Origin of the sequence: Actinoplanes sp. L3-i22 (genome assembly GCF_019704555.1) — a bacterium.
Taxonomy (GTDB): Bacteria; Actinomycetota; Actinomycetes; order Mycobacteriales; family Micromonosporaceae; genus Actinoplanes.
Genome location: NZ_AP024745.1, coordinates 9,252,675 through 9,272,701, shown reverse-complemented (window position 1 = coordinate 9,272,701; position 20,027 = coordinate 9,252,675). Strand labels below are relative to the sequence as shown.

The 20,027-nt window shown below is 74.9% G+C and carries 8 protein-coding genes; 3 read left to right on the top strand and 5 right to left on the bottom strand.

Translation table 11 applies throughout. The features are described 5' to 3' along the window. Window positions 1-8: 8 nt before the first annotated feature. A complete protein-coding gene (locus L3i22_RS41440) occupies window positions 9-569 on the top strand; it encodes a hypothetical protein (RefSeq protein WP_221322900.1) in 561 nt (186 codons plus the stop codon). Window positions 570-615: 46 nt separating this feature from the next. Here the strand turns inward: L3i22_RS41440 and L3i22_RS41435 are convergent, their stop codons facing one another. The 4 genes from L3i22_RS41435 to L3i22_RS41420 are packed head-to-tail and all read right to left on the bottom strand — an operon-like array spanning window position 616 to window position 2,559. Next, on the bottom strand, window positions 616-1,230 hold the full coding sequence (locus tag L3i22_RS41435; RefSeq protein ID WP_221322899.1) for a hypothetical protein: 615 nt from the start codon (window positions 1,228-1,230) through the stop codon (window positions 616-618). A 44-nt stretch (window positions 1,231-1,274) separates the two neighbouring features. After that, a complete protein-coding gene (locus L3i22_RS41430) occupies window positions 1,275-1,715 on the bottom strand; it encodes a MarR family winged helix-turn-helix transcriptional regulator (RefSeq protein ID WP_221322898.1) in 441 nt (146 codons plus the stop codon). Then, window positions 1,712-2,128, bottom strand: a complete 417-nt coding sequence (locus tag L3i22_RS41425) for an EVE domain-containing protein (protein WP_221322897.1) — start codon at window positions 2,126-2,128, stop codon at window positions 1,712-1,714. Before L3i22_RS41425 ends, L3i22_RS41430 begins: the two co-directional genes overlap by 4 nt. Continuing rightward, window positions 2,125-2,559 carry an SRPBCC family protein gene (locus L3i22_RS41420; protein WP_221322896.1) on the bottom strand — a complete coding sequence of 145 codons (435 nt, stop codon included), beginning with the start codon at window positions 2,557-2,559 and terminating at the stop codon, window positions 2,125-2,127. Before L3i22_RS41420 ends, L3i22_RS41425 begins: the two co-directional genes overlap by 4 nt. Before the next feature lie 59 nt (window positions 2,560-2,618). Between L3i22_RS41420 and L3i22_RS41415 the strand changes: the two genes are divergently transcribed. Next, on the top strand, window positions 2,619-3,461 hold the full coding sequence (locus L3i22_RS41415) for a helix-turn-helix domain-containing protein (RefSeq protein WP_221322895.1): 843 nt from the start codon (window positions 2,619-2,621) through the stop codon (window positions 3,459-3,461). 72 nt (window positions 3,462-3,533) lie between these two features. Then, complete coding sequence (locus L3i22_RS41410) at window positions 3,534-4,121, top strand: dihydrofolate reductase family protein (protein WP_221322894.1); 588 nt, start codon at window positions 3,534-3,536, stop codon at window positions 4,119-4,121. Between the two features lie 50 nt (window positions 4,122-4,171). Here the strand turns inward: L3i22_RS41410 and L3i22_RS41405 are convergent, their stop codons facing one another. Further along, window positions 4,172-19,894, bottom strand: a complete 15,723-nt coding sequence (locus L3i22_RS41405; RefSeq protein ID WP_221322893.1) for a type I polyketide synthase — start codon at window positions 19,892-19,894, stop codon at window positions 4,172-4,174. Window positions 19,895-20,027: the final 133 nt, after the last annotated feature.

Sequence of the window (20,027 nt, the reverse complement as noted above, 5' to 3'; positions counted from 1 at the left end):
TCGCCGCCATGGCGGTACTGCTGTCGGCGACGACGGCCTGTGGCTCGGCCGGCGAGGCGGCCGACGGCGGCTCCGGCGACAGCGGCGACACCGGCATGTCGGTCGGGAGCCTGCACACCGAGGTGACCGTGGAGGTCAGCGGCGCGGTCACCGTCAAGGGCAAGAGCAACGCGCCGATGCCGACCAACAACGGCGTCGACTACCGGTCCTGCGACCAGTACGGCGGCGGAGAGAAGGACAGCGACGGCCGGCCGTACCTGGTGCTGCCACAGATGCTGATCGACACGATCGACGGCAGGACGGTCTTCGTCGGGGCGATGATCAAAGACTACAAAGGCGCCGGAACGTACGCGAAGAGCAGCCTCACCGACAGCGGGAGCCCGCCCGGGATCAGCTTCGGCGGGGAGCTGTACTTCACCCAGTCGAACACCACGAGCAGCGTGACCACCGACGGCAAGGGCGGCGGCAAGTGGGTCTTCACCGACCTGTCGACGCAGAACGCCGACGGCACCAAGGGCGGCGGCGGCCCGGCCGTCTCCGGCAGCGTCACCTGGACCTGCGCGTCCTAGACAGGGCCTGCCGCCGGAGCGGGCCACCGGCCCGCTCCGGTCGTGGTCACCCTTCGCCGGCCTGCGCGGCCTGGCGCCGGGCCGTCTTCCGGGCGCCGGCGGCGAGAACCGCCAGGGCCACGCTGTTCATCAGCACGCCGACCAGCAGGAAGCCCATCTCCCAGTACTCGACGGAGTGCCGGTAGTCGGTGCCGGACATCCGGGTCAGGTCGCCGTGGCTGTCGGAGTAGTAGACGCCGTCGAAGTTCTGCGGCTGGCCCCGGAAGATCTCCTGGTACGGCACGAACACCGGATACGCCGCGGCCAGGATCACCGAGCCCACCCCGGCGACGATCGTCGCCGCCGCCAGCAGGCGCCACCGGCGGGCGATGGCCGGATGCAACCGGGTCAGGCGCCGTTCCCAGCGCTGCCCGAGCGGCGGCGACATGGCGATGACCACCACCAGCGACTCGACGACGACGACCGGGATCACCGCCAGCGGCGGCAGTGGCAGCCCCGGCGCGGCCAGCCAGCCGATCCCGAGGAACCAGCAGATCGCCGCCGCGGCCACCACGAGCACCTCGGCGCCGGCCGGGCCCTGCGGCGTCGCCTTCACCGGCCCGGGGCCCGTCGTCACCCGTACCGGGACGGGTGGCTCGGGAGCTGACGATCGAATGTCCATAGTCCTGGATCATCCGCCGGACCCCCGGCATTGACCAGACCCGGTCAGGACCGGCGCAGGGTACGCAGGGCCGCGGTGAAGCCGGGCAGGTCGGCCCCCAGGCCCGCGAAGAACGTGGTGTCGCAGGCCTCCACGGCGACCACGGCCGCGTTGACCAGGGCACGCCCGGCGTCGGTCACGGCCACCGCCCGGGCCCGCCGGTCGGTCGGGTGCGCGGGCCGGTGCACCAGCTCGCGGCTCTCCAGCGCGCGCAGCACCTGGGAGGTCATCATCGGATCGGTGGCGGCCATGTCGGCCAGGGTCTTCTGGGTGACCGGCCCGGCCGCCTGCAGGTAGGTGAGCGTGGCCAGCAGCACGAACTGCACGTGCGTGAGGTCGAACGGTTTCAGCGCCGCCCGCTGCGCGGCCTGCCAGCGGTTGGTCACCTGCCACAAAAGAAGCCCCGGGCTGTCGTCGGCGCTGTCATGCTGAGTGGCCAGGCTCATGCCGCCGCCCCGGCGCGCATGGCGGCGCCGATCCGGGCGAAGTCGTCGTCGGTGAGCCGGACCAGCCCGCGGCGCAGCTGGAACCCCCAGCCCGGCTGGGCGGTCAGCTCCAGGCCGAGGGACCGGATCGGGGTCTCGCGCACCTCGGCAACGTAGTCGACCCGGCGCCGCCACGGGTGGAAGTCGCCCTCGTCGGCCTGCCAGAGCTCGTCGTCGGCGAGCACGCCGAGCGCGGTGAACGCCTGCAGCGGCTTGCCGTCGCGCAGGCTGGTGCGCGGTGAGTAGTAGACGAAGCCGTCGCCGGCCGCGAGCCGGGCGAGCCCGTCCCGCTTGCCGTGGCCGAGCTGGGCGATGCCGAGCGCCACGCCGCGCTGGACGTGGTCGCGGCAGACCACCCCGAGCCAGTTGGTCATGCCGGCACCCCGGCGGCGCGGGCGGCGGCCTCGAGCCGGGCGAGGTCGGCGCCGAGGCCCTTGGCGATGTCCTTGCCGAGGACGGCGTTCCAGAAGAAGGCGAGCGGGCCGGTCAGGGTGACCTCGACCGAGACCGTGGTGGAGCCGGCGGCGTCGACCGTGACCAGGTGCTGGAACGTCAGCCGGGCGCCGAGCAGCAGCGAGACGTCGGTGAACTCGCGCCCGGGGACCAGCGAGGTGACCACGAACCGGGTGACCGGCCCGCCCTTGGGCTTGAGCTTGCCGGTCGCGCCGGTGCGGAACGGCCCGTCGAGGCGGACCCACGCGGTGTCGGTGTTCCACTCCGGCCAGGTGGCCATGTCGGCCCAGCGCTCGAAGAACGCCTGGGGCTGGAGGTCGGAGGTGAGCTGGGCGGTGGCGATCGTCGTCATGCAAACTAGTATGCGCACTTACTATCTCGGACGCAACCCGGGTCGGCGACACTGGACCGATGGAGTACGTCGCGCTGGTGCCCGCCCCGCCGCTCGACCGGTTCGTCGACGACATCTACTACCTCACCGGCGTGCCGCGGCACCGCCGGATGAACGTGCCGCCGATGCCGTCCGCGCACCTGTTCATCAACCTCGGCGAGCCCGCCCGGATGTGGGACTCCGACCCGTCGGTGCCCCCGGGGGTGCTCGCCGACGGCGTCTTCATGGGCGTCTGGACCAGGCGGTTCGTCTTCGAGTACCCGGCCCGGGTCCGGCTCGTCGGCGTGCACTTCAAGCCGTGGGGGATGGCGCCGTTCGTCGGCATGCCGGCCGATGAGCTGCGCGATCGCTGGGCGCCGGTCGACGACGTCTGGCAGCGCTCGGTGGAGCGGATCCGCGACCGGGCCGGCGAGGACGCCCCGAACGCCGGCACCCTGCGGATCCTGGAGCAGGAGCTGCGCTCGCGACTGGCCGCGGCGCCGGCGCACGGCCTCGAACTGGTCCGGTACACCGCCCGGCGGCTGGCCGTCGCCCACGGTGCGGTGCCGATCGGCGCGCTCACCGACGCGGCCGGGGTGAGCGTCAACCACCTGGCCACGCTCTTCAAGTCGCACGTCGGGGTGACCCCGAAACGGGTGGCCCGGATCTATCGTTTCGCGCGGCTGATCCACGCCGTGGACGACTGCCGCCCGGTCGACTGGGCGCGGCTCGCCCACCGCGCGGGCTACTTCGACCAGGCTCACCTCAGCCGGGAGTTCAAGGACTTCACCGGCCACACCCCGACCGGGTACCTGGACCTGCGCCGCCGATTTCCGGCCGAGCCGGGGTTCCCGCCGGACCGCGGGCCGATGCCCGCCGAGTGATTTCCTACAAGACCCGGCCGTCCCGGGCGCGACACGATCACCGGAGACGGCACGAGAGAACCGGGAGTATCCGTGAGCAGCGTGATCATGCACAGCGTGGTGTCGGTGGACGGCTTCATCGCCGACGAGAAGGACGCGGTCGGGCCCCTGCACGACTGGTATTTCAGCGGGGACACCCCGATCACCGGGGACGGCAGCGGCAACCGGTTCCGGGTCTCCCGGGCGTCGGCGGGATACGTCCGGTCGATGTGGGAGTCGATCGGCGTGATCGTCATGGGCCGGCACCTGTTCGACCTGGTGAACGGCTGGGAGGGCCGGCCGCCGGCGGGTGACCACGTGGTCGTGGTCTCGCACCGGCCCAAGCCCGAGGGGTGGCACCCCGAGGCGTCGTACCACTTCGTGGGGGACGTGCCGGCGGCGATCGCGAAGGCCCGGGAGCTCGCCGGGGACCGCGTCGTCGCGGTGAACGCCGGCGACGTCGGTGGCCAGGCCCTGGCGGCCGGCCTGGTGGACGCGGTGGCGATGGACGTGGTGCCGGTGGTGTTCGGCTCGGGCAAGCGCTACTTCGGCGGCGTCGACGGACAGCATCTGCTGGCGGATCCGGACGTGGTCGTGCAGGGCGAGCGGGTGCTGCACCTCAAGTTCGACGTGCGCCGATAGTTCGAGCAGGGCCGCCGGAGCATCCCGGCGGCCCTGTCAGTCGTCAGCGGTCAGTGCGGGAGGGCCCCCAGTTCGGCGTCGAGGATGTCGAACAGCTCGGCGGCGCTGGCCGCGGAGAGCCCGTCGGTGTCCTCGACCTCCGCGCCGCCGGTCAGCCGGGCGGCCAGCGAGCGCAGCCGGGCCGCGATCCGGGCCTGCTCGTCCGCCGTCGGCGGGGTGCTGTCCAGCAGGGCTTCCAGCCGCGCCAGGTCGTCGAGCGCCGTCGCCTGCGGGGCGGCCGCCGGGGCCAGCATGGTCAGCAGCTCGGCGGTCACCGCCCGCGGGGTCGGGTGGTCGAAGATCAGCGTGGCCGGCAGCTTGCGCCCGGTCGCGTTGTTCAGCGCGTTGCGCAGCTCGATCGCGGTCAGCGAGTCGAAGCCGAGGTCCTTGAACGGCCGGTCCACCTCGACGGTGTCCGGGCCGGCGTGCCCGAGCACGGTCGCGACGTGCGTGCGGACCAGCCGCAGCACCAGCGCCTCGCGGTCCTCGGCGGAGAGCCCGGTCAGCCGCTCCGCCAGGTCGGCGACACCGGGCCGGCCCGCGGCGACCTCCCGGCGGGCCGGTCGCGGCCGCCGGGCGAGATCACGCAGCAGCGCCGGTACGTCGTCCGCCCGCCCGCCCAGCGCCACCGGGTCCACGTGCATCGGGACCAGGTTGGCCCGCCCGCTCGCGAGCCCGGCGTCGAACAGCGCCAGCCCGTCCTCGACGGTGAGCGCCGGGGTGCCGAGCCGCCGCATCCGCTCGAGATCGGAATCGGTCAGGTCGCCGCCGAGCCCGGTGCTCACCTCCCACAGCCCGTAGGCCAGCGAGGTGCCCGCCAGCCCCCGGTGCCGACGGTGGTGGGCGAGCGCGTCGAGGAACACGTTGGCCGCCGCGTAGTTGCCCTGCCCGGCCGCGAGCACCAGGCCACCGGCCGAGGAGAGCACCACGAACGCCTTCAGCGGCCGGTCCGCGGTCAGCTCGTGCAGGTGCTGCCCGGCGTCCACCTTCGGGGCCATGACCTGCCGCAACTTCTCCGGCGTGAGGTCCGCGACCAGGGCGTTGCCGGCCACTCCGGCGGCGTGGATCACCCCGGTCACACCGTCGAGCAGGCCGCCGAGCGCGTCCCGGTCGGTGACGTCGCACGCCTCGATCCGCACCTCGGCGCCGGCTTCGGCGAGTCGCTCGCGGAGGGCTTCCGCGCCGGGGGCCCGCAACCCGCGACGACTGATCAAAACCAGCTTTCGTACGCCGTGAGCCCGCACCAGATGTTCCGCGAGCAGTGCCCCGAGGCCCCCGGTCCCCCCGGTCACCAGCACCGTGTCGCCGGAGTCCCAGACCACCGGCTCGACCGCGGCGGCCGGCACGAGCCGCGGCGCGAGCAGCCGCCCGTCCCGCACGGCGAGTTCCGGCTCGCCGGCCCCGGCCGCCCGGCGCAGCATCTCGTCACCGACCAGCCCGCTGATGTCGTCGCCGCCGTTCTTGCTGCCGGCGCGGGCGCCGATGTTCTCGCCGTCGATGTCGAGCAGCACCAGCCGGCCCGGGTGCTCGGCCTGCGCCGAGCGCAACAGCCCCCAGACCACAGCCGCCGCCGGGTCGACGTCGTGCCCGGGCACGGTCGCCGCGTCCCGGGTGACCACGACCAGCCGCGCGTCGTCGAGCTCGGGCCGCCCGAGGAACGCCTGCACCAGGCCCAACGCCTCCTCGGCCGCGACCCGCGCCCGCTCCGGCACCGACGCGCTGCCAAGCCCGGCGGCAAGCCCGCCGCCAAGCTCGGCGGCGAGCCCGCCGCCGAGTCCGATGGGTGCGCCGACCGCGGCGACCACGGTCACCGCGCCGCGCACGCCGTCGAGGTCGGCGGCGCCGAGGACCCGGACGATCCGGGCGTCGTCGCCGCTCCCGGCAGTTCCGGCCACCGGTGCCCACTCGACCGTGAACAGCGAGTTCGCGACCTCGGACCCGGTGCCCAGCTGCGCCGGGGTGACCGGCCGCAGGGTCAGCGACGCCACGCTCGCGACCGGCGCCCCGAACGTGTCGGCGACGGTCAGCCGCACCGCGCCCGGCCCGGCCGGCGACAGCCGCACCCGGACCGCGTCCGCACCGCCGGCCCGCAGCGACACGCCCGCCCAGGAGAACGGGAGCATCGTCGCGCCCTGCTCGGCCCCGGCCCCGGTCCCGCCGTAGCTCAGCGCGTGCATCGTCGCGTCGAGCAGCGCCGGGTGGATCCCGAACCGGGCGGCCTCGGCGTGACTGCCCGCGGGCAGCGCCACCTCGGCGTAGACGTCCTCGCCCAGCCGCCACGCGGCCCGCAGCCCGCGGAACGCCGGCCCGTAGCCGTAGCCGGCCGCGGCCAGCTCGTCGTAGAGCCCGGAGACGTCGACCGGGTCGGCCCCGGCCGGCGGCCAGGCGGTCAGCCCGGCGGCGTCCCCGGCGTCCTCCGGGGCGAGGAATCCGGCGGCGTGCCGGGTCCACGGGTCGTCCTGGTCCGCGTCGTCGGGCCGGGTGTGCACGCTGACCGGGCGGTACCCGGAGTCGTCCCGCGGCCCGACGACCACCCGCAGCGTGCGCCCGCCCCGCTCGGGGATCGGCAGCGGCGCCTCCTGGACCAGCTCGGCCAGCAGCGGCGCGCCGGTGTGCAGCCCCGCGTGCAGGGCCAGCTCGACGAACGCGGTGCCGGGCAGGATCGTGCTGCCGTGCACGGCGTGCTCGGCCAGCCACGCCTCGGCGCCGAGCGCGAGCCGCCCGGTGAGCACGGTGGTGTCCGTGCCGGGGACCGTGACGACGGCGCTGAGCAGCGGGTGGTCCGGCCGGGTCAGGCCCATGCCGGCCGCGTCGGCGGCGCTGGTGTGGCCGCCGTCCAGCCAGTAGCGCTGCCGCTGGAACGCGTAGGTGGGCAGGTCGACCTTGCGACCGCCGGCCAGCAGCGGCGTCCAGTCGACCTCGACGCCGCGCGTCCAGGCGGTCGCCAGCCCGGTCAGCAACTCGTCGCGGGTGCGGTGCTGCAACGCGATGAACGCCGCGTCGTCGCTGATCTGCCGGCCCAGCCCGGTCAACGTCGAGTCCGGTCCGGCCTCCAGGAACGTGGTCACGCCCCGCCCGAGCAGATCCGTGACGATGTCGTGGAAGCGGACGGTGTTGCGCACGTGCTCGACCCAGTAGTCCGGGCTGGTGACGTCGCCGACGGTCACGACGGGGATCTGCGGATCGGAAAAATCGACGGAAGAAACGATGTGCCGGAATTCGTCCAGCATCGGCTCCATCAGGTGCGAGTGGAACGCATGCGACGTGTTCAACCGCGTCGCCTTCACGCCACCCAGCGCCGCGACCACCTCGTCGACCCGGTCCGAAACTCCCGACAGAACCGTCGACGCCGGCCCGTTCACCGCCGCGATGTCGACGCCGTCGACCAACTGAATCGTGCTCTCGGGAGCGGCCACCGCGACCATCACACCCCCGGCCGGCAGCGCCTGCATCAGCCGGCCGCGCGCGGTCACCAGCTTCACCGCGTCCTCGAGCGAGAAGACACCCGCCACGTGAGCCGCGGCGATCTCCCCGATCGAATGCCCGGCGAGATAGTCGGGCCGAACTCCCCACGACTCCAGCAGACGGTAGAGCGCTACCTCGAACGCGAAGATCGCGACCTGAGTGGTGGCCGTCTGCGCGAGCGCGGCAATGTCCGTACCCCAAGCGATGTTTTTGATCTTTGAGCCGGCCGCATCGAAGGCCGCAGCAAAGACCGGGAAGCGTTCATACAGGTCACGACCCATCCCGAGGCGCTGCGAACCCTGACCGGTGAAGAGCACGGCGAGCGATCCGGGCGTGACCGACCCGGTGATCTGCCGGTCGTCCAGCAGGATCCGCCGGTGGTCCAGTGCCGCCCGCGTCGTGAACGACGAGAACGCGACGTCGAGGCGACTCCCGCCGGCTTCCGCGAGCAGGGCCGTCTGGGCTTCGAGAGCTTCCGCCGTACGCCCGGAAATCCCGATCGGAAGCGGACCCGTCACCGCGGCCGGAGCCGGAAGCTCGGCGGCGATCGGCGCCTGCTCCACGATGACGTGCGCGTTCGTCCCGCTGAGCCCGAACGACGACACCGCGGCGCGGCGCGGCCGGTCCACGGCCGGCCAGGCGACCGCCTCGGTGACCAGCCGGACGTGCCCGGCCTCCCAGTCGACCACCGGCGACGGCTCGTCCACGTGCAGCGTCTTCGGCACCACGCCGTGGCGCATGGCCTGCACCATCTTGATGATCCCGGCGACGCCCGCGGCGGCCTGGGTGTGCCCGATGTTCGACTTGATCGAGCCGAGCAGCAGCGGCCGATCGGCCGGCCGGTCCTGGCCGTAGGTGGCCAGCAGCGCCTGCGCCTCGATCGGGTCGCCGAGCCGGGTGCCGGTGCCGTGCGCCTCGACCACGTCCACGTCCGCGCTGGTCAGACCGGCCCGGTCCAGGCTGTTGCGGATCACCCGCTGCTGGGACGGGCCGTTCGGGGCGGTCAGCCCGTTGCTGGCGCCGTCCTGGTTGATCGCCGAGCTGCGGATCACCGCGAGCACCTCGTGCCCGTTGCGGCGCGCGTCGGAGAGCCGTTCCAGCAGCAGCAGCCCGGCGCCCTCGCCCCAGCCGGTGCCGTCGGCGGCGCCGGCGAACGACTTGCACCGGCCGTCCGGCGAGAGGCCGCGCTGCTGGCTGAACTCGACGAAGATCTCCGGGGTGCTCATCACGGTCACGCCGCCGGCCAGCGCCATGCTGACCTCGCCGGTGGCCAGGGCCTGGGTCGCGACGTGCAGCGCGACGAGCGACGATGAGCAGGCGGTGTCGACGCTGACCGCCGGGCCCTCCAGGCCCAGCGCGTAGGAGATCCGGCCGGAGAGGATGCTGCCGGCGTTGCCGTTGCCGACGTAGCCGGCCATGTCGTCCGGCACCTCGCGCAGCCAGCTGCCGTAGTCGTGGTACATCACGCCGACGTAGACGCCGGTCTGCGTGCCGCGCACCGACAGCGGGTCGATGCCGGCCCGCTCGAACGTCTCCCACGCGGTCTCCAGCAGCAGCCGCTGCTGCGGGTCCATCGCCTGGGCCTCGCGCGGCGAGATGCCGAAGAAGGCCGGGTCGAAGTCGGCGGCGTCGTAGACGAACGCGCCGTCCCGCGAGTAGGTCTTGCCGGGCAGGCCGGGCTCCGGGTCGTAGACCGCGCCGACGTCCCAGCCGCGGTCGCCGGGGAACGCGCCGACCGCGTCGACCCCGTCGGCGACCAGCCGCCACAGGTCCTCCGGTGACCGCACCCCGCCCGGATAACGGCAGGTCATGCCCACGATGGCGATCGGGTCGGCACCGTTGACCGCGACCACCGGGGTGGCCGTCCGCGGCGTGGCCGCCTTGGCCCGGCCGAGGCCGTCCAGGATCAGGTCCGCCACCGAGCGGGACGTCGGGTGGTCGAAGACCAGGGTGGCCGGCAGGCGCAGCCCGGTCGCCGTGTTCAGCGCGTTGCGCAGCTCGACGGCCGCCAGGGAGTCGAACCCGAGCTCCTTGAACGCCCGGTCGGCCGCCACCGCGTCGCCGGACGCGTGCCCGAGCACCGCGGCCACCTGCCCGCGGACCAGGTCGAGCACCAGCCGGTCGCGGGCGGCCTCGTCGAGGCCGGAGATTCGCTGCTCCAGCGCGGTTCCGGTGGCTGCGCCGGTCGCGGCTGCGGCGGCCCTGCGGGCGGCTGCGGGGGTACGGACCAGGCCCCGCAACAGTGCCGGCAGGTCCCCGCCCCGCGCGGCCAGCGCCGCCCGGTCCACCGGCAACGCCACCGCGAGCGGCAGCCCGCTGCCGAGCGCCCGGTCGAACAGCGCCAAGGCGTCGGCACTCTCGATCGCCGGCGTGCCCAGCCGCCGCATCCGGTCCAGGTCGGCCGCGGTGATCGCCCCGCCCAGCCCGGTCTCCGCGGTCCACAGCCCGTACGCGATCGCGGTCGCCGGCAGGTGCCGTGCCCGGCGATGCTGGGCCAGCGCGTCCAGGAAGACGTTCGCCGCGGCGTAGTTGCCCTGCCCGGCCGCGAGCACCAGGCCGCCGGCCGAGGAGAACAGCACGAACGCCTTGAGCGGCAGGCGCGCGGTCAGCTCGTGCAGGTGCCAGCCGGCGTCGACCTTCGGGGCCAGCACCGCCGCCACCCGCTCGGCGGTCAGGTCGGCGGTCATCGCGTTGTCGGAGACGCCGGCCGCGTGCACGACGGCGGTCAGCGCGTCGCCGTGGGTCCGCAGGCAGGCGGCGAGCGCGGCCCGGTCGGTGACGTCGCAGGCCTCGATGCGCACGGTGGCGCCGGCCGCGGTGAGGCGTTCGGCCAGCTCGGTCGCGCCCGGGGCGGCCGGGCCGCGGCGGCTGGTCAGGACCAGGCCGCCGACGCCCTGCCGGACCAGGTGCTCGGCGAGCAGCGCGCCGATCCCGCCGGTGCCGCCGGTGATCAGCACGGTGTCCTCGGCGGTCCAGGCGACCGGCTCGGTGGCCGGGGCGGCGACCAGGCGGGGGATCAGGAGTCGGCCCTCGCGGACCGCCAGCTCGGTCTCGCCCGTGGCCAGTGCCCGGGCCAGCAGCGCGTCCGGGACGTCGGCGTCGCTGTCCAGCAGCACGAACCGGCCCGGGTGTTCGGCCTGCGCGGCGCGGACCAGGCCCCAGATCGGGGCGCTGACCACGTCCGGGTCGTCCTCGGCGGCGGCCGCGACCGCGGCGCGGGTGACCACGACAAGCGGCGCGGTGCGGTCCCCGGCGAGCCGGTCCCGCAGCACGGCCAGGGCCTCGACGACCGCGGTCCGGGTGCGGGCCGGCAGGTCGTCGCCGTCCGGCGAGCGCAGCACGACCGCCTCCGGAACCTCGGTGCCGGTCGCCTCCGGGGCCGGGCGCCACTCCACGCCGAACAGCGCGTCGGCGGCCGGGGTGGCCAGCCGGTCGGCGCTGACCGGGCGGGACACCAGGCGGTCCACGGTCAGCACCGGCGCGCCGGTGGCGTCGGCGACCGACATGGTGGACACCTCGGCGCCGCGGATCCGCCGCACCCGGACCCGCAGGGCGGTCGCCCCGGCGGCGTGCAGGCGCACCCCGGTCCAGGCGAACGGCAGCAGCGTCTCCCCGGTGTCGTCGGCGTCCTCCAGCAGCAGGTCGGCGTGCATCGCGGTGTCCAGCAGGGCCGGGTGGATGCCGAAGCGGGCGGCGTCGGCATGTGCCTGCGGCGGGAGCGCGACCTCGGCGAACAGCTCGTCGCCACGGCGCCAGGCGGCCCGCAGGCCCTGGAAGACCGGGCCGTAGCCGTAGCCACGGTCGGCGAGCCGCTGGTACGCCCCGTCGACCGGCAGCGGGGTGGCGCCCGGCGGCGGCCACTCGTCGAGCGGGGCCGCCGGAGCCGGGGCGCCGGTCGCGAGGAAGCCGACGGCGTGCCGGGTCCACGGGGTGTCCGCGGGGGCGTCGTCCGGCCGGGTCCAGGCGGCGAACGCCCGTCGCCCGGTCTCGTCCGCGGCACCGGCGGTGACCTGCACGGCGACCGCGCCGCGGGCCGGGAGCACGAGCGGCGACTCCAGGGTCAGCTCGTCGACCAGGTCGCAGCCGACCTCGTCGGCGGCGCGCAGGGCCAGCTCGACGAAGCCGGTCCCCGGGAGCAGGGTCGAGCCGAGCACGACGTGGTCGGCGGTCCAGCGTTGGGTGCCGGTCGACAGCCGGCCGGTCAGCGTGACGCCGTTGCCGTCGGCGGCCACCACGATCGCGCTGAGCAGGGGGTGGTCGGTGGTGGCCAGGCCGGCCTGGCGGAGGCCGCCGGTGGCCGACTCGACCGCGTCCAGCCAGTAGGTGCGGCGCTGGAAGGCGTAGGTCGGCAGGTCGGCGCGGGGGCCGGGGCCGAGCAGGGCGGGCCAGTCGAGGTCGGTGCCGCGGGTCCAGGCGGTGGCCAGGCCGGTGAGCAGTTGGGTCGGCTCGGGCCTGGTGCGGTGCTGCAGCGCGATGAACGAGGCGTCGTCGGTGATCTGCCGGCCGAGCCCGGTCAGCGTGGCGTCGGGGCCGGCTTCCAGGAAGGTGGTCACGCCCCGGCCGAGCAGGTCGGTGACGATGTCGTGGAAGCGGACGGTGTTGCGGACGTGCCCGACCCAGTAGTCCGGATCGGTCACGTCGCCGACGGTGATGACCGGGATGGTCGGCGCGCTGTAGGAGATTTCGCGGGCGATTTGTCCGAACTCCGCCAGCATCGGCTCCATCAGGTGCGAGTGGAACGCATGCGAGGTGTTCAGCCGGGTGGCCTTCACACCGCCCAGCGCCGCCACGACCTCGTCGACCCGGTCCGAAATTCCCGACAAAACCGTGGAGGCCGGGCCGTTGATCGCCGCGATGTCGACGCCGTCGACCAACTGAATCGTGCTCTCCGGAGCGGCCACCGCGACCATCACACCCCCGGCCGGCAGCGCCTGCATCAGCCGACCACGCGCGGTCACCAACTTCACCGCGTCTTCCAGGGAGAACACACCGGCCACGTGAGCTGCGGCGATCTCCCCGATCGAATGGCCGGCCAGATAGTCGGGCTTGACGCCCCACGACTCCAGGAGCCGATAGAGAGCGACCTCAAAACCGAAGACCGCCGGCTGCGTGTTCCCGGTCTGAGCCAACTCCTGCTCGGACAGCTCCCAGGGCGCCGGAAGACCGGTCGCGTCGAAGGCCGCCGCGAAGACCGGGAAGCGCTCGTAGAGGTCGCGGCCCATGCCCGGGCGCTGGGAGCCCTGCCCGGTGAACAGCAGCGCCAGCTTCCCGCCGGCGACCTCGGCGCTGGTGATCGTTTTCAGGCCGTCGGCGAACTCCACCTCGGTCGAGGCGACCACCGCGGCCCGGTGCTCCAGCGCGGCCCGGCCGGTCGCCAGGGTGCGCGCGGCGGCGGCGAGATCCATCTCGGCGGTGCTCCCCAGGTAGCCCAGCAGTCGCGTGGCCTGCCCGGTCAGCGCCTCCGGGGTGTGCCCGGAGAGCAGCCACGGCACCGGGCCGGGCACGGTCGCCGCCGGCGCCTCGACCGCGGGCGCCTGCTCGATGATCACGTGTGCGTTGGTGCCGCTGATCCCGAACGACGACACCCCGGCGCGGCGCGGGCGGCCGGCATCCGGCCATTCGACCGGCGAGGTGACCAGCCGGACGTTGCCGTCGGTCCAGTCGACCTTCGACGACGGCTCGTCGGCGTGCAGCGTCTTCGGCACGATGCCGTGGCGCATCGCCTCGACCATCTTGATGATCCCGGCGACGCCGGCGGCGGCCTGGGTGTGCCCGATGTTCGACTTGATCGAGCCGAGCCACAGCGGCTCCGACCGATCCTGACCGTAGGTCGCCAGCAGCGCCTGCGCCTCGATCGGGTCGCCCAGCGTGGTGCCCGTGCCGTGCGCCTCGACCACGTCCACGTCGGTCGTGGCCAGCCGGGCGCCGGCCAGCGCGGCCCGGATCACCCGCTGCTGGGCCGGGCCGTTCGGGGCGGTCAGCCCGTTGCTGGCGCCGTCCTGGTTGACCGCCGAGCCGCGGACCACGGCGAGCACCGGGTGCCCGTTCGCGACCGCGTCGGAGAGCCGCTCGACCAGCAGCACGCCGGCCCCCTCACCCCAGCCGGTGCCGTCCGCGCTGTCCGCGAACGATCGGCAGCGGCCGTCGGCGGCCAGCCCGCGCTGCCGGCTGAAGTCGGTGAAGGTGTCCGGCGTGGCCATCACGGTCACACCGCCGGCCAGGGCGAGCGAGCAGTCGCCCTGCCGGACCGCCTGGATCGCCCAGTGCAGCGCGACCAGCGACGACGAGCAGGCGGTGTCGACCGTGACGGCCGGTCCCTCCAGCCCGAGCACGTAGGACACCCGGCCGGAGACGACGCTGGCCAGGCTGCCGTTGCCGAGGTAGCCGGCGAGCTCCTCGGGCACCTCGCCGAGCCGGGTCGCCCAGTCGTGGTACATCACGCCGGCGAACACGCCGGTCCGGCTGCCGCGCAGCGACTGCGGGTCGATCCCGGCGCGCTCCACGGCCTCCCAGGAGACCTCCAGCAGCAGCCGCTGCTGCGGGTCCATGGCCTGCGCCTCGCGCGGCGAGATGCCGAAGAACGCCGGGTCGAACTCGGCGGCGTCGTGCAGGAAGCCGCCCTCGTTGGCGTACGTCTTGCCGGGCTTGCCGGGCTCCGGGTCGTAGATGCCGTCGACGTCCCAGCCCCGGTTGACCGGGAACTCGGTGATGCCGTCGACCCCGTCGGCGACCAGCCGCCACAGATCCTCGGGCGTCTCCACCCCGCCGGGATAACGGCAGGCCATGCCCACGATCGCGATCGGCTCGTCGGTGTCGTGCGCCGTGCTGGGCGCGACGGCCTCGGGCGTCGCGGCCTCCGGCAGCACCAGCTCGCGCAGGTGCTCGGCGAGCGCCCGCGACGACGGGTAGTCGAAGGTCAGCGTCGCCGGCAGCCGCAGCCCGGTCGCCGCGGCGAGCCGGTTGCGCAGCTCCACCGAGCCGAGCGAGTCGAAACCGATCTGCTGGAACGCCCGGCGCGGGTCGACCGCGGCCGGGTCGTCGAAGCCGAGCACCGCGGCGACGTGCGTGCGGACCAGGTCGAGCAGCACGGCCGGGCGGTCCGCCGGCGGGAGCTGGGCCAGGCGGTGGGCCAGCTCACCCTGCGGCGCGGCGGCGGTGGTGCCGGACGCGGTGGCGCGGCGGACCGGCGTGCGGATCAGGCCCCGCAGCATGGCCGGCAGCTGCTCGCCGCGCTTGCGCAGCGCCTGGTGGTCGAGGCGCAGCGGCAGTGCGGCGGTGACCCCACCGGCGATCGCGGCGTCCAGCAGCGCCAGGTTCTCCGCGGGGGACAGCGGGGCGAGGCCGGAGCGCTCCACCCGCTGCAGATCAGTCGCGGTCAGCTGACCGCCCATCCCGGCGTCGCCGGTCCACAGGCCCCAGGCCAGCGAGGTGGCCGGCAGGCCCGCCGCGTGCCGCTGGTGGGCGAGCGCGTCGAGGGCGGCGTTGGCCGCGGCGTAGTTGCCCTGCCCGGCGCCGTCGAGGGTGCCGGCCGCCGAGGAGAACAGCACGAACGCGCGGATCGGCAGGTCGCGGGTGAGCTCGTGCAGGTGCCAGGCGCTGTCCGTCTTGGCGGCCAGCACGGCGTCCACCGCGGCCCGGTCCAGGCTGCCGATCAGGCCGTCGGCGACCACCCCGGCGGTGTGCACGATTCCGGTCAGGTCGTCGCCGATCCGGGCCAGCAGCGCTTGCACGGCCGCGCGGTCGGTGACGTCGCAGGCGACGACTTCGGCCTCCGCGCCGAGATCCGCGAGGCCGGCGGCCAATTCCGCCGCGCCGGGCGCGTCCGGGCCGCGACGGGAGGTCAGAACCAGCTTGGGTACGCCGTGAGCGCGGGCCAGGTGCGCGGCCACGAGCCCGCCGAGCCCGCCGGTGCCCCCGGTGATCAGCACGGTTCCGCCGGTCCACGGGTTTTCGTCGTTCTCGCTGGTCACCGCGGTGGCCAGCCGGGCTGCCAGCACCCGGCCGTCGCGGACGGCCAGCTCCGGTTCGCCGGTGGCGACCGCCGCGGCCAGCAGCGCCGGGTCGCCGCCGGGCAGGTCGACGAGCTGGACGCGGCCGGGGTTCTCGGCCTGCGCGGTGCGGACCAGGCCGGTCACCGCGCCGTCGATCAGGCCGGGGTTCGCGCCGGTCACCACGACCAGCCGGGTGCCGGTGGTCGCGTCGTCGCCCAGCCAGGCCGCGAGCAGTTCGAGCAGGTCACCGGTGCGGTCGTGCAGCCCGGTGAGCACGTCGGCGCCCGCGCCGGTCGCGTTGACGGCCACCCACTGCGGGAAGCTCTCGCCGGCGGCCAGCGCCGAGCGCAGCGTCGCCACGTCCGGGTAGGTGCGCCCGGCCGGCGTGTCGGCCGGGACCGTGACCGGCTGCCAGGTGACCTCGTAGAGCGAACCGCCCGCGGCCGGGGCCACGCCACCGACGGCGCGGGCCACGAACGAGCCGACCGTGGCCACCGGGGCGCCGGCCGGGTCGGTCAGGTCGATGGTGACGGCGTCGCTGCCGGTCGCGCTGATCCGGGCCCGCACCGCGGTCGCGCCGGAGCGGTGCAGGGTCACGTCGGTCCAGGCGAACGGCAGCCGGGTGGCGCCGTCCAGGGACGCGCCGGTGGCGAAGTCGGTGGCGTGCAGCACCGCGTCCAGCAGCGCCGGGTGCAGCCCGAAGGTGCCGGCGCCACCGGCCGCCTCGGGGAGCGTGACCTCGGCGAAGACCTCGGTACCGCGCCGCCAGAGCGCGCGCAGGCCCTGGAACGCCGGGCCGTAGCCGTAGCCGGCGGCGGCGAGCGTGTCGTACAGGCCGGTCACGTCGATCGGCTCGGCGCCGGCCGGCGGCCAGGCGCCGGCGGCGGCCTCGGCCACCGCACCGTCCGGCGCGAGGGTGCCGGCCGCGTGCAGCGTCCACGGCTCGTCCACGGACCCGGCGGGCCGGGCGTGGATCTCCACCGTGCGGATCCCGTTCGTGCCCGGTTCCCCGGCGACGACCTGCACGTCGACCGCGGTGGCGGCATCCGCCAGCACGAGCGGCTGCTGCAGGGTCAGCTCCTCCAGCCGGCCGCAGCCGGCCTCGTCGCCGGCCCGGACGGCGAGCTCGACCAGGGCGGTCCCGGGCACCAGCACCGCCCCGGCGACCTCGTGGTCGGCCAGCCACGGGTGGGTGCGGGCGGAGATCCGGCCGGTCAGCACCACGCCGCCGCCGGCCAGCCGGACGACCGCGCCGAGCAGCGGGTGGTCCGCGTCGGCCTGGCCCAGCCCGGCGGTGTCGGTCGCGGCCGGGGCGTGCAGCCAGTAGGAGCGGCGCTGGAAGGCGTAGGTGGGCAGCTCGACGCGGCGGGCGCCGTGCCCGGCGAAGAACGCGGCCCAGTCGACCGGGACGCCGTGCGCGTGCACCGCACCCAGCGCCGCGACCAGCTCGGCGGCCTCCGGGCGGCCGCGCCGCATCGCGGGCACCAGCACCGCCTCGTCGTCCAGGCAGCGGGCGCCCAGCGCGGTGAGCACGGCGTCCGGGCCCAGCTCCAGGAACGTGGTGACGCCGGCCTCGGCGAGGGTGGTCATCGTGTCGGCGAAGCGGACGGCGGCGCGCACGTGGCCGACCCAGTAGGCCGGGTCGCACAGCTGCGCGGTGGTGGCCGGTCGCCCGGTCACGCCGGAGATGACGGCGATCCGCGGGGGCTGGTAGTCGAGGACCTCGGCGATCTCGGCGAACTCGGCCAGCATCGGTTCCATCAGGTGCGAGTGGAACGCGTGCGAGGTGTTGAGCCGGGTGGCCTTCACCCCGAGCTTCGCCGTCACTTCGTCGACTTTCGCCGAGATTCCGGACAGGACCACGGAGGCCGGGCCGTTCACCGCGGCGATGTCGACGCCGTCGATCAGCTCGATCGCGCTCTCCGGGGCGGCCACCGCGACCATCACGCCGCCCGCCGGCAACGCGCCCATCAGCCGGCCGCGCGCCGCGACCAGCATGGCCGCGTCGTCCAGGTCGAGCACGCCGGCCACGTGTGCGGCGACCAGCTCGCCGACCGAGTGCCCGGCGACGTACTCGGGCCGCACGCCCCAGCTGGTGACCAGCCGGTACAGCGCGGTCTCCACGGCGAACAGGGCGGGCTGGGTGTACTCGGTGCGGTCCAGCAGGGCGGAGTCAGCCGAGCCGGCCGGGGCGAACAGCACGTCGGCGAGCGGGACCTCCAGGTGCACGTCGAAGGCGTCCATGGCGTCGGCGAGCGCGTCCCGGAAGACCGGGTAGGTCTGGGCCAGCTCGCGGCCCATGTCGAGGCGCTGGCTGCCCTGGCCGGTGAAGAGCACGGCGAGCGGGCCGGCCGGCGGGGTGCCGCGCAGCACGGCCGGATGGTCGGCGGCGTCGGCGATCGCCCGCAGACCCGCACGGGCCGATTCGGCCCCGGTGGCCAGCACGACCGCGCGCACGTCCAGCTTGCCGCGCGTGGTGGCGAGCGAGAAGGCCAGGTCGTCCAGGGTCGCTGTGCTGTCGACGTACCCAAGCAGGTTTTTGGCTTGGGCGCGAAGCGCGGTCTCGTCGCGGGCCGTGACCACCAGCGGCACCGGCGTGCCGGCCGGCCGGAAGTGGGCCGGGTCCGGTTCGACCGCCTCGGCGGCCGGCGGCTCCTCGATGATCACGTGCGCGTTCGTGCCGCTGACCCCGAACGACGAGACGGCCGCGCGGCGCACCCGCTCCCCGGCGGTCCACGGGCCGGCCTCGGTGGCCAGCCGGACCGTGCCGGCCGACCAGTCCACGTGCGGGGTGGGCGCGTCGACGTGCAGGGTGGCCGGCAGCACTTCGCGGCGCATCGCCTCGATCAGCTTGATGATCCCGGCCGCGCCGGCCGCGGCCTGGGTGTGCCCGAGGTTCGACTTGACCGAGCCGAGCCGCAGCGGCTGCTCGGGGGAGTGCCCGGCGCCGTAGGTGGCGATCACCGCGGTCGCCTCGATCGGGTCGCCGAGCGTGGTGCCGGTGCCGTGCGCCTCCACCACGTCGACGTCGCCGGCGTCCAGCCCGGCGTCGGCCAGCGCCTGCCGGATCACCTGCCGCTGGGCCTGGCCGTTCGGGGCGGTCAGCCCGTTGCTGGCGCCGTCCTGGTTGACCGCGCTGCCGCGCACCACGGCGAGGATCGGGTGCCCGTGCCGGCGGGCGTCGGAGAGCCGTTCGAGGACCAGCACGCCGACCCCCTCGGCGAAGCCGGTGCCGTCGGCGCCCGCCGCGAACGGCTTGCAGCGCCCGTCCGGGGCCAGTCCGCGCTGGCGGCTGAACGAGGTGAACGTGCCCGGGCCGGCCATCACCGCGACGCCACCGGCCAGGGCCAGGTCGCTCTCCCCGCGGCGCAGCGACTGCACGGCCAGGTGCAGGGCGACCAGCGAGCTCGAGCAGGCGGTGTCGATGGTCAGCGCCGGGCCCTGCAGACCCAGCGTGTACGCGACCCGGCCGGAGACGACGCTCGGCGCGTTGCCGGTCATCAGATAGCCGTCCAGGCCGTCCGGGGCCTCGTGCAGGCGCATGCCGTACTCCTGGGCCTCGGCGCCGATGAACACGCCGCTGCGGCTGCCGCGCAGGGTGTCCGCCTCGATGCCGGCCCGCTCGATCGCCTCCCACACGGTCTCCAGCACCAGCCGCTGCTGCGGGTCCATGGCCTGGGCCTCGCGCGGGCCGATGCCGAAGAACCCGGCGTCGAAGTCGGCGGCGTCGGGCAGGAAGCCGCCGTGCCGCACGTACATCGAGCCGGGCTTGTCCGGGTCCGGGTCGTAGAGGGCGTCGAGGTCCCAGCCGCGGTCGGCAGGGAAGTCGCCGAGCACGTGCCGGCCGTCGGCGACCAGGTCGCCGAGCTGCTCCGGCGAGTGCACCCCGCCGGGGTAGCGGCAGCCGACGCCGACGATCACGATCGGCTCGGCGGAGGGGGCCGGTCCGGCCGGGCGCTCGTCGCCGGCCTCGGCGCCGGTGGCCAGCGCGATCAGGTGCCCGGCGAGCCGCTCCGGGGTGGGGAAGTCGAAGCCGACCGTCGGCGGCAGCGCCAGCCCGGTGGCCCGGCTCAGCCGCGACTGCAGGGCGACCAGGCCCATCGAGTCGATGCCCAGGTCCCGGAACGGGCGCCCGGGCTCGACCACCGGGGTCTCGTCCGGCATCACCTGCCGGATCACCTCGGTGGCCGCGTCGCGGACCAGGTCGGACACCAGGCGGCGGCGCTCGGGCCCGGACAACGTTGACAACCGGGCGGCGAAGTTTTCGGACTCGTCCATTCGGGACACCCCACAAGTTCGGTCGGCGAAATCGTCGTGAGAGAGAAAGAGAAACGGCCACACCGGCCCGCGAACGACGCTATTGAGGGTGTCCGTCGCGACCAACCCCTACCGGGTTGACCAGCCCATTGAC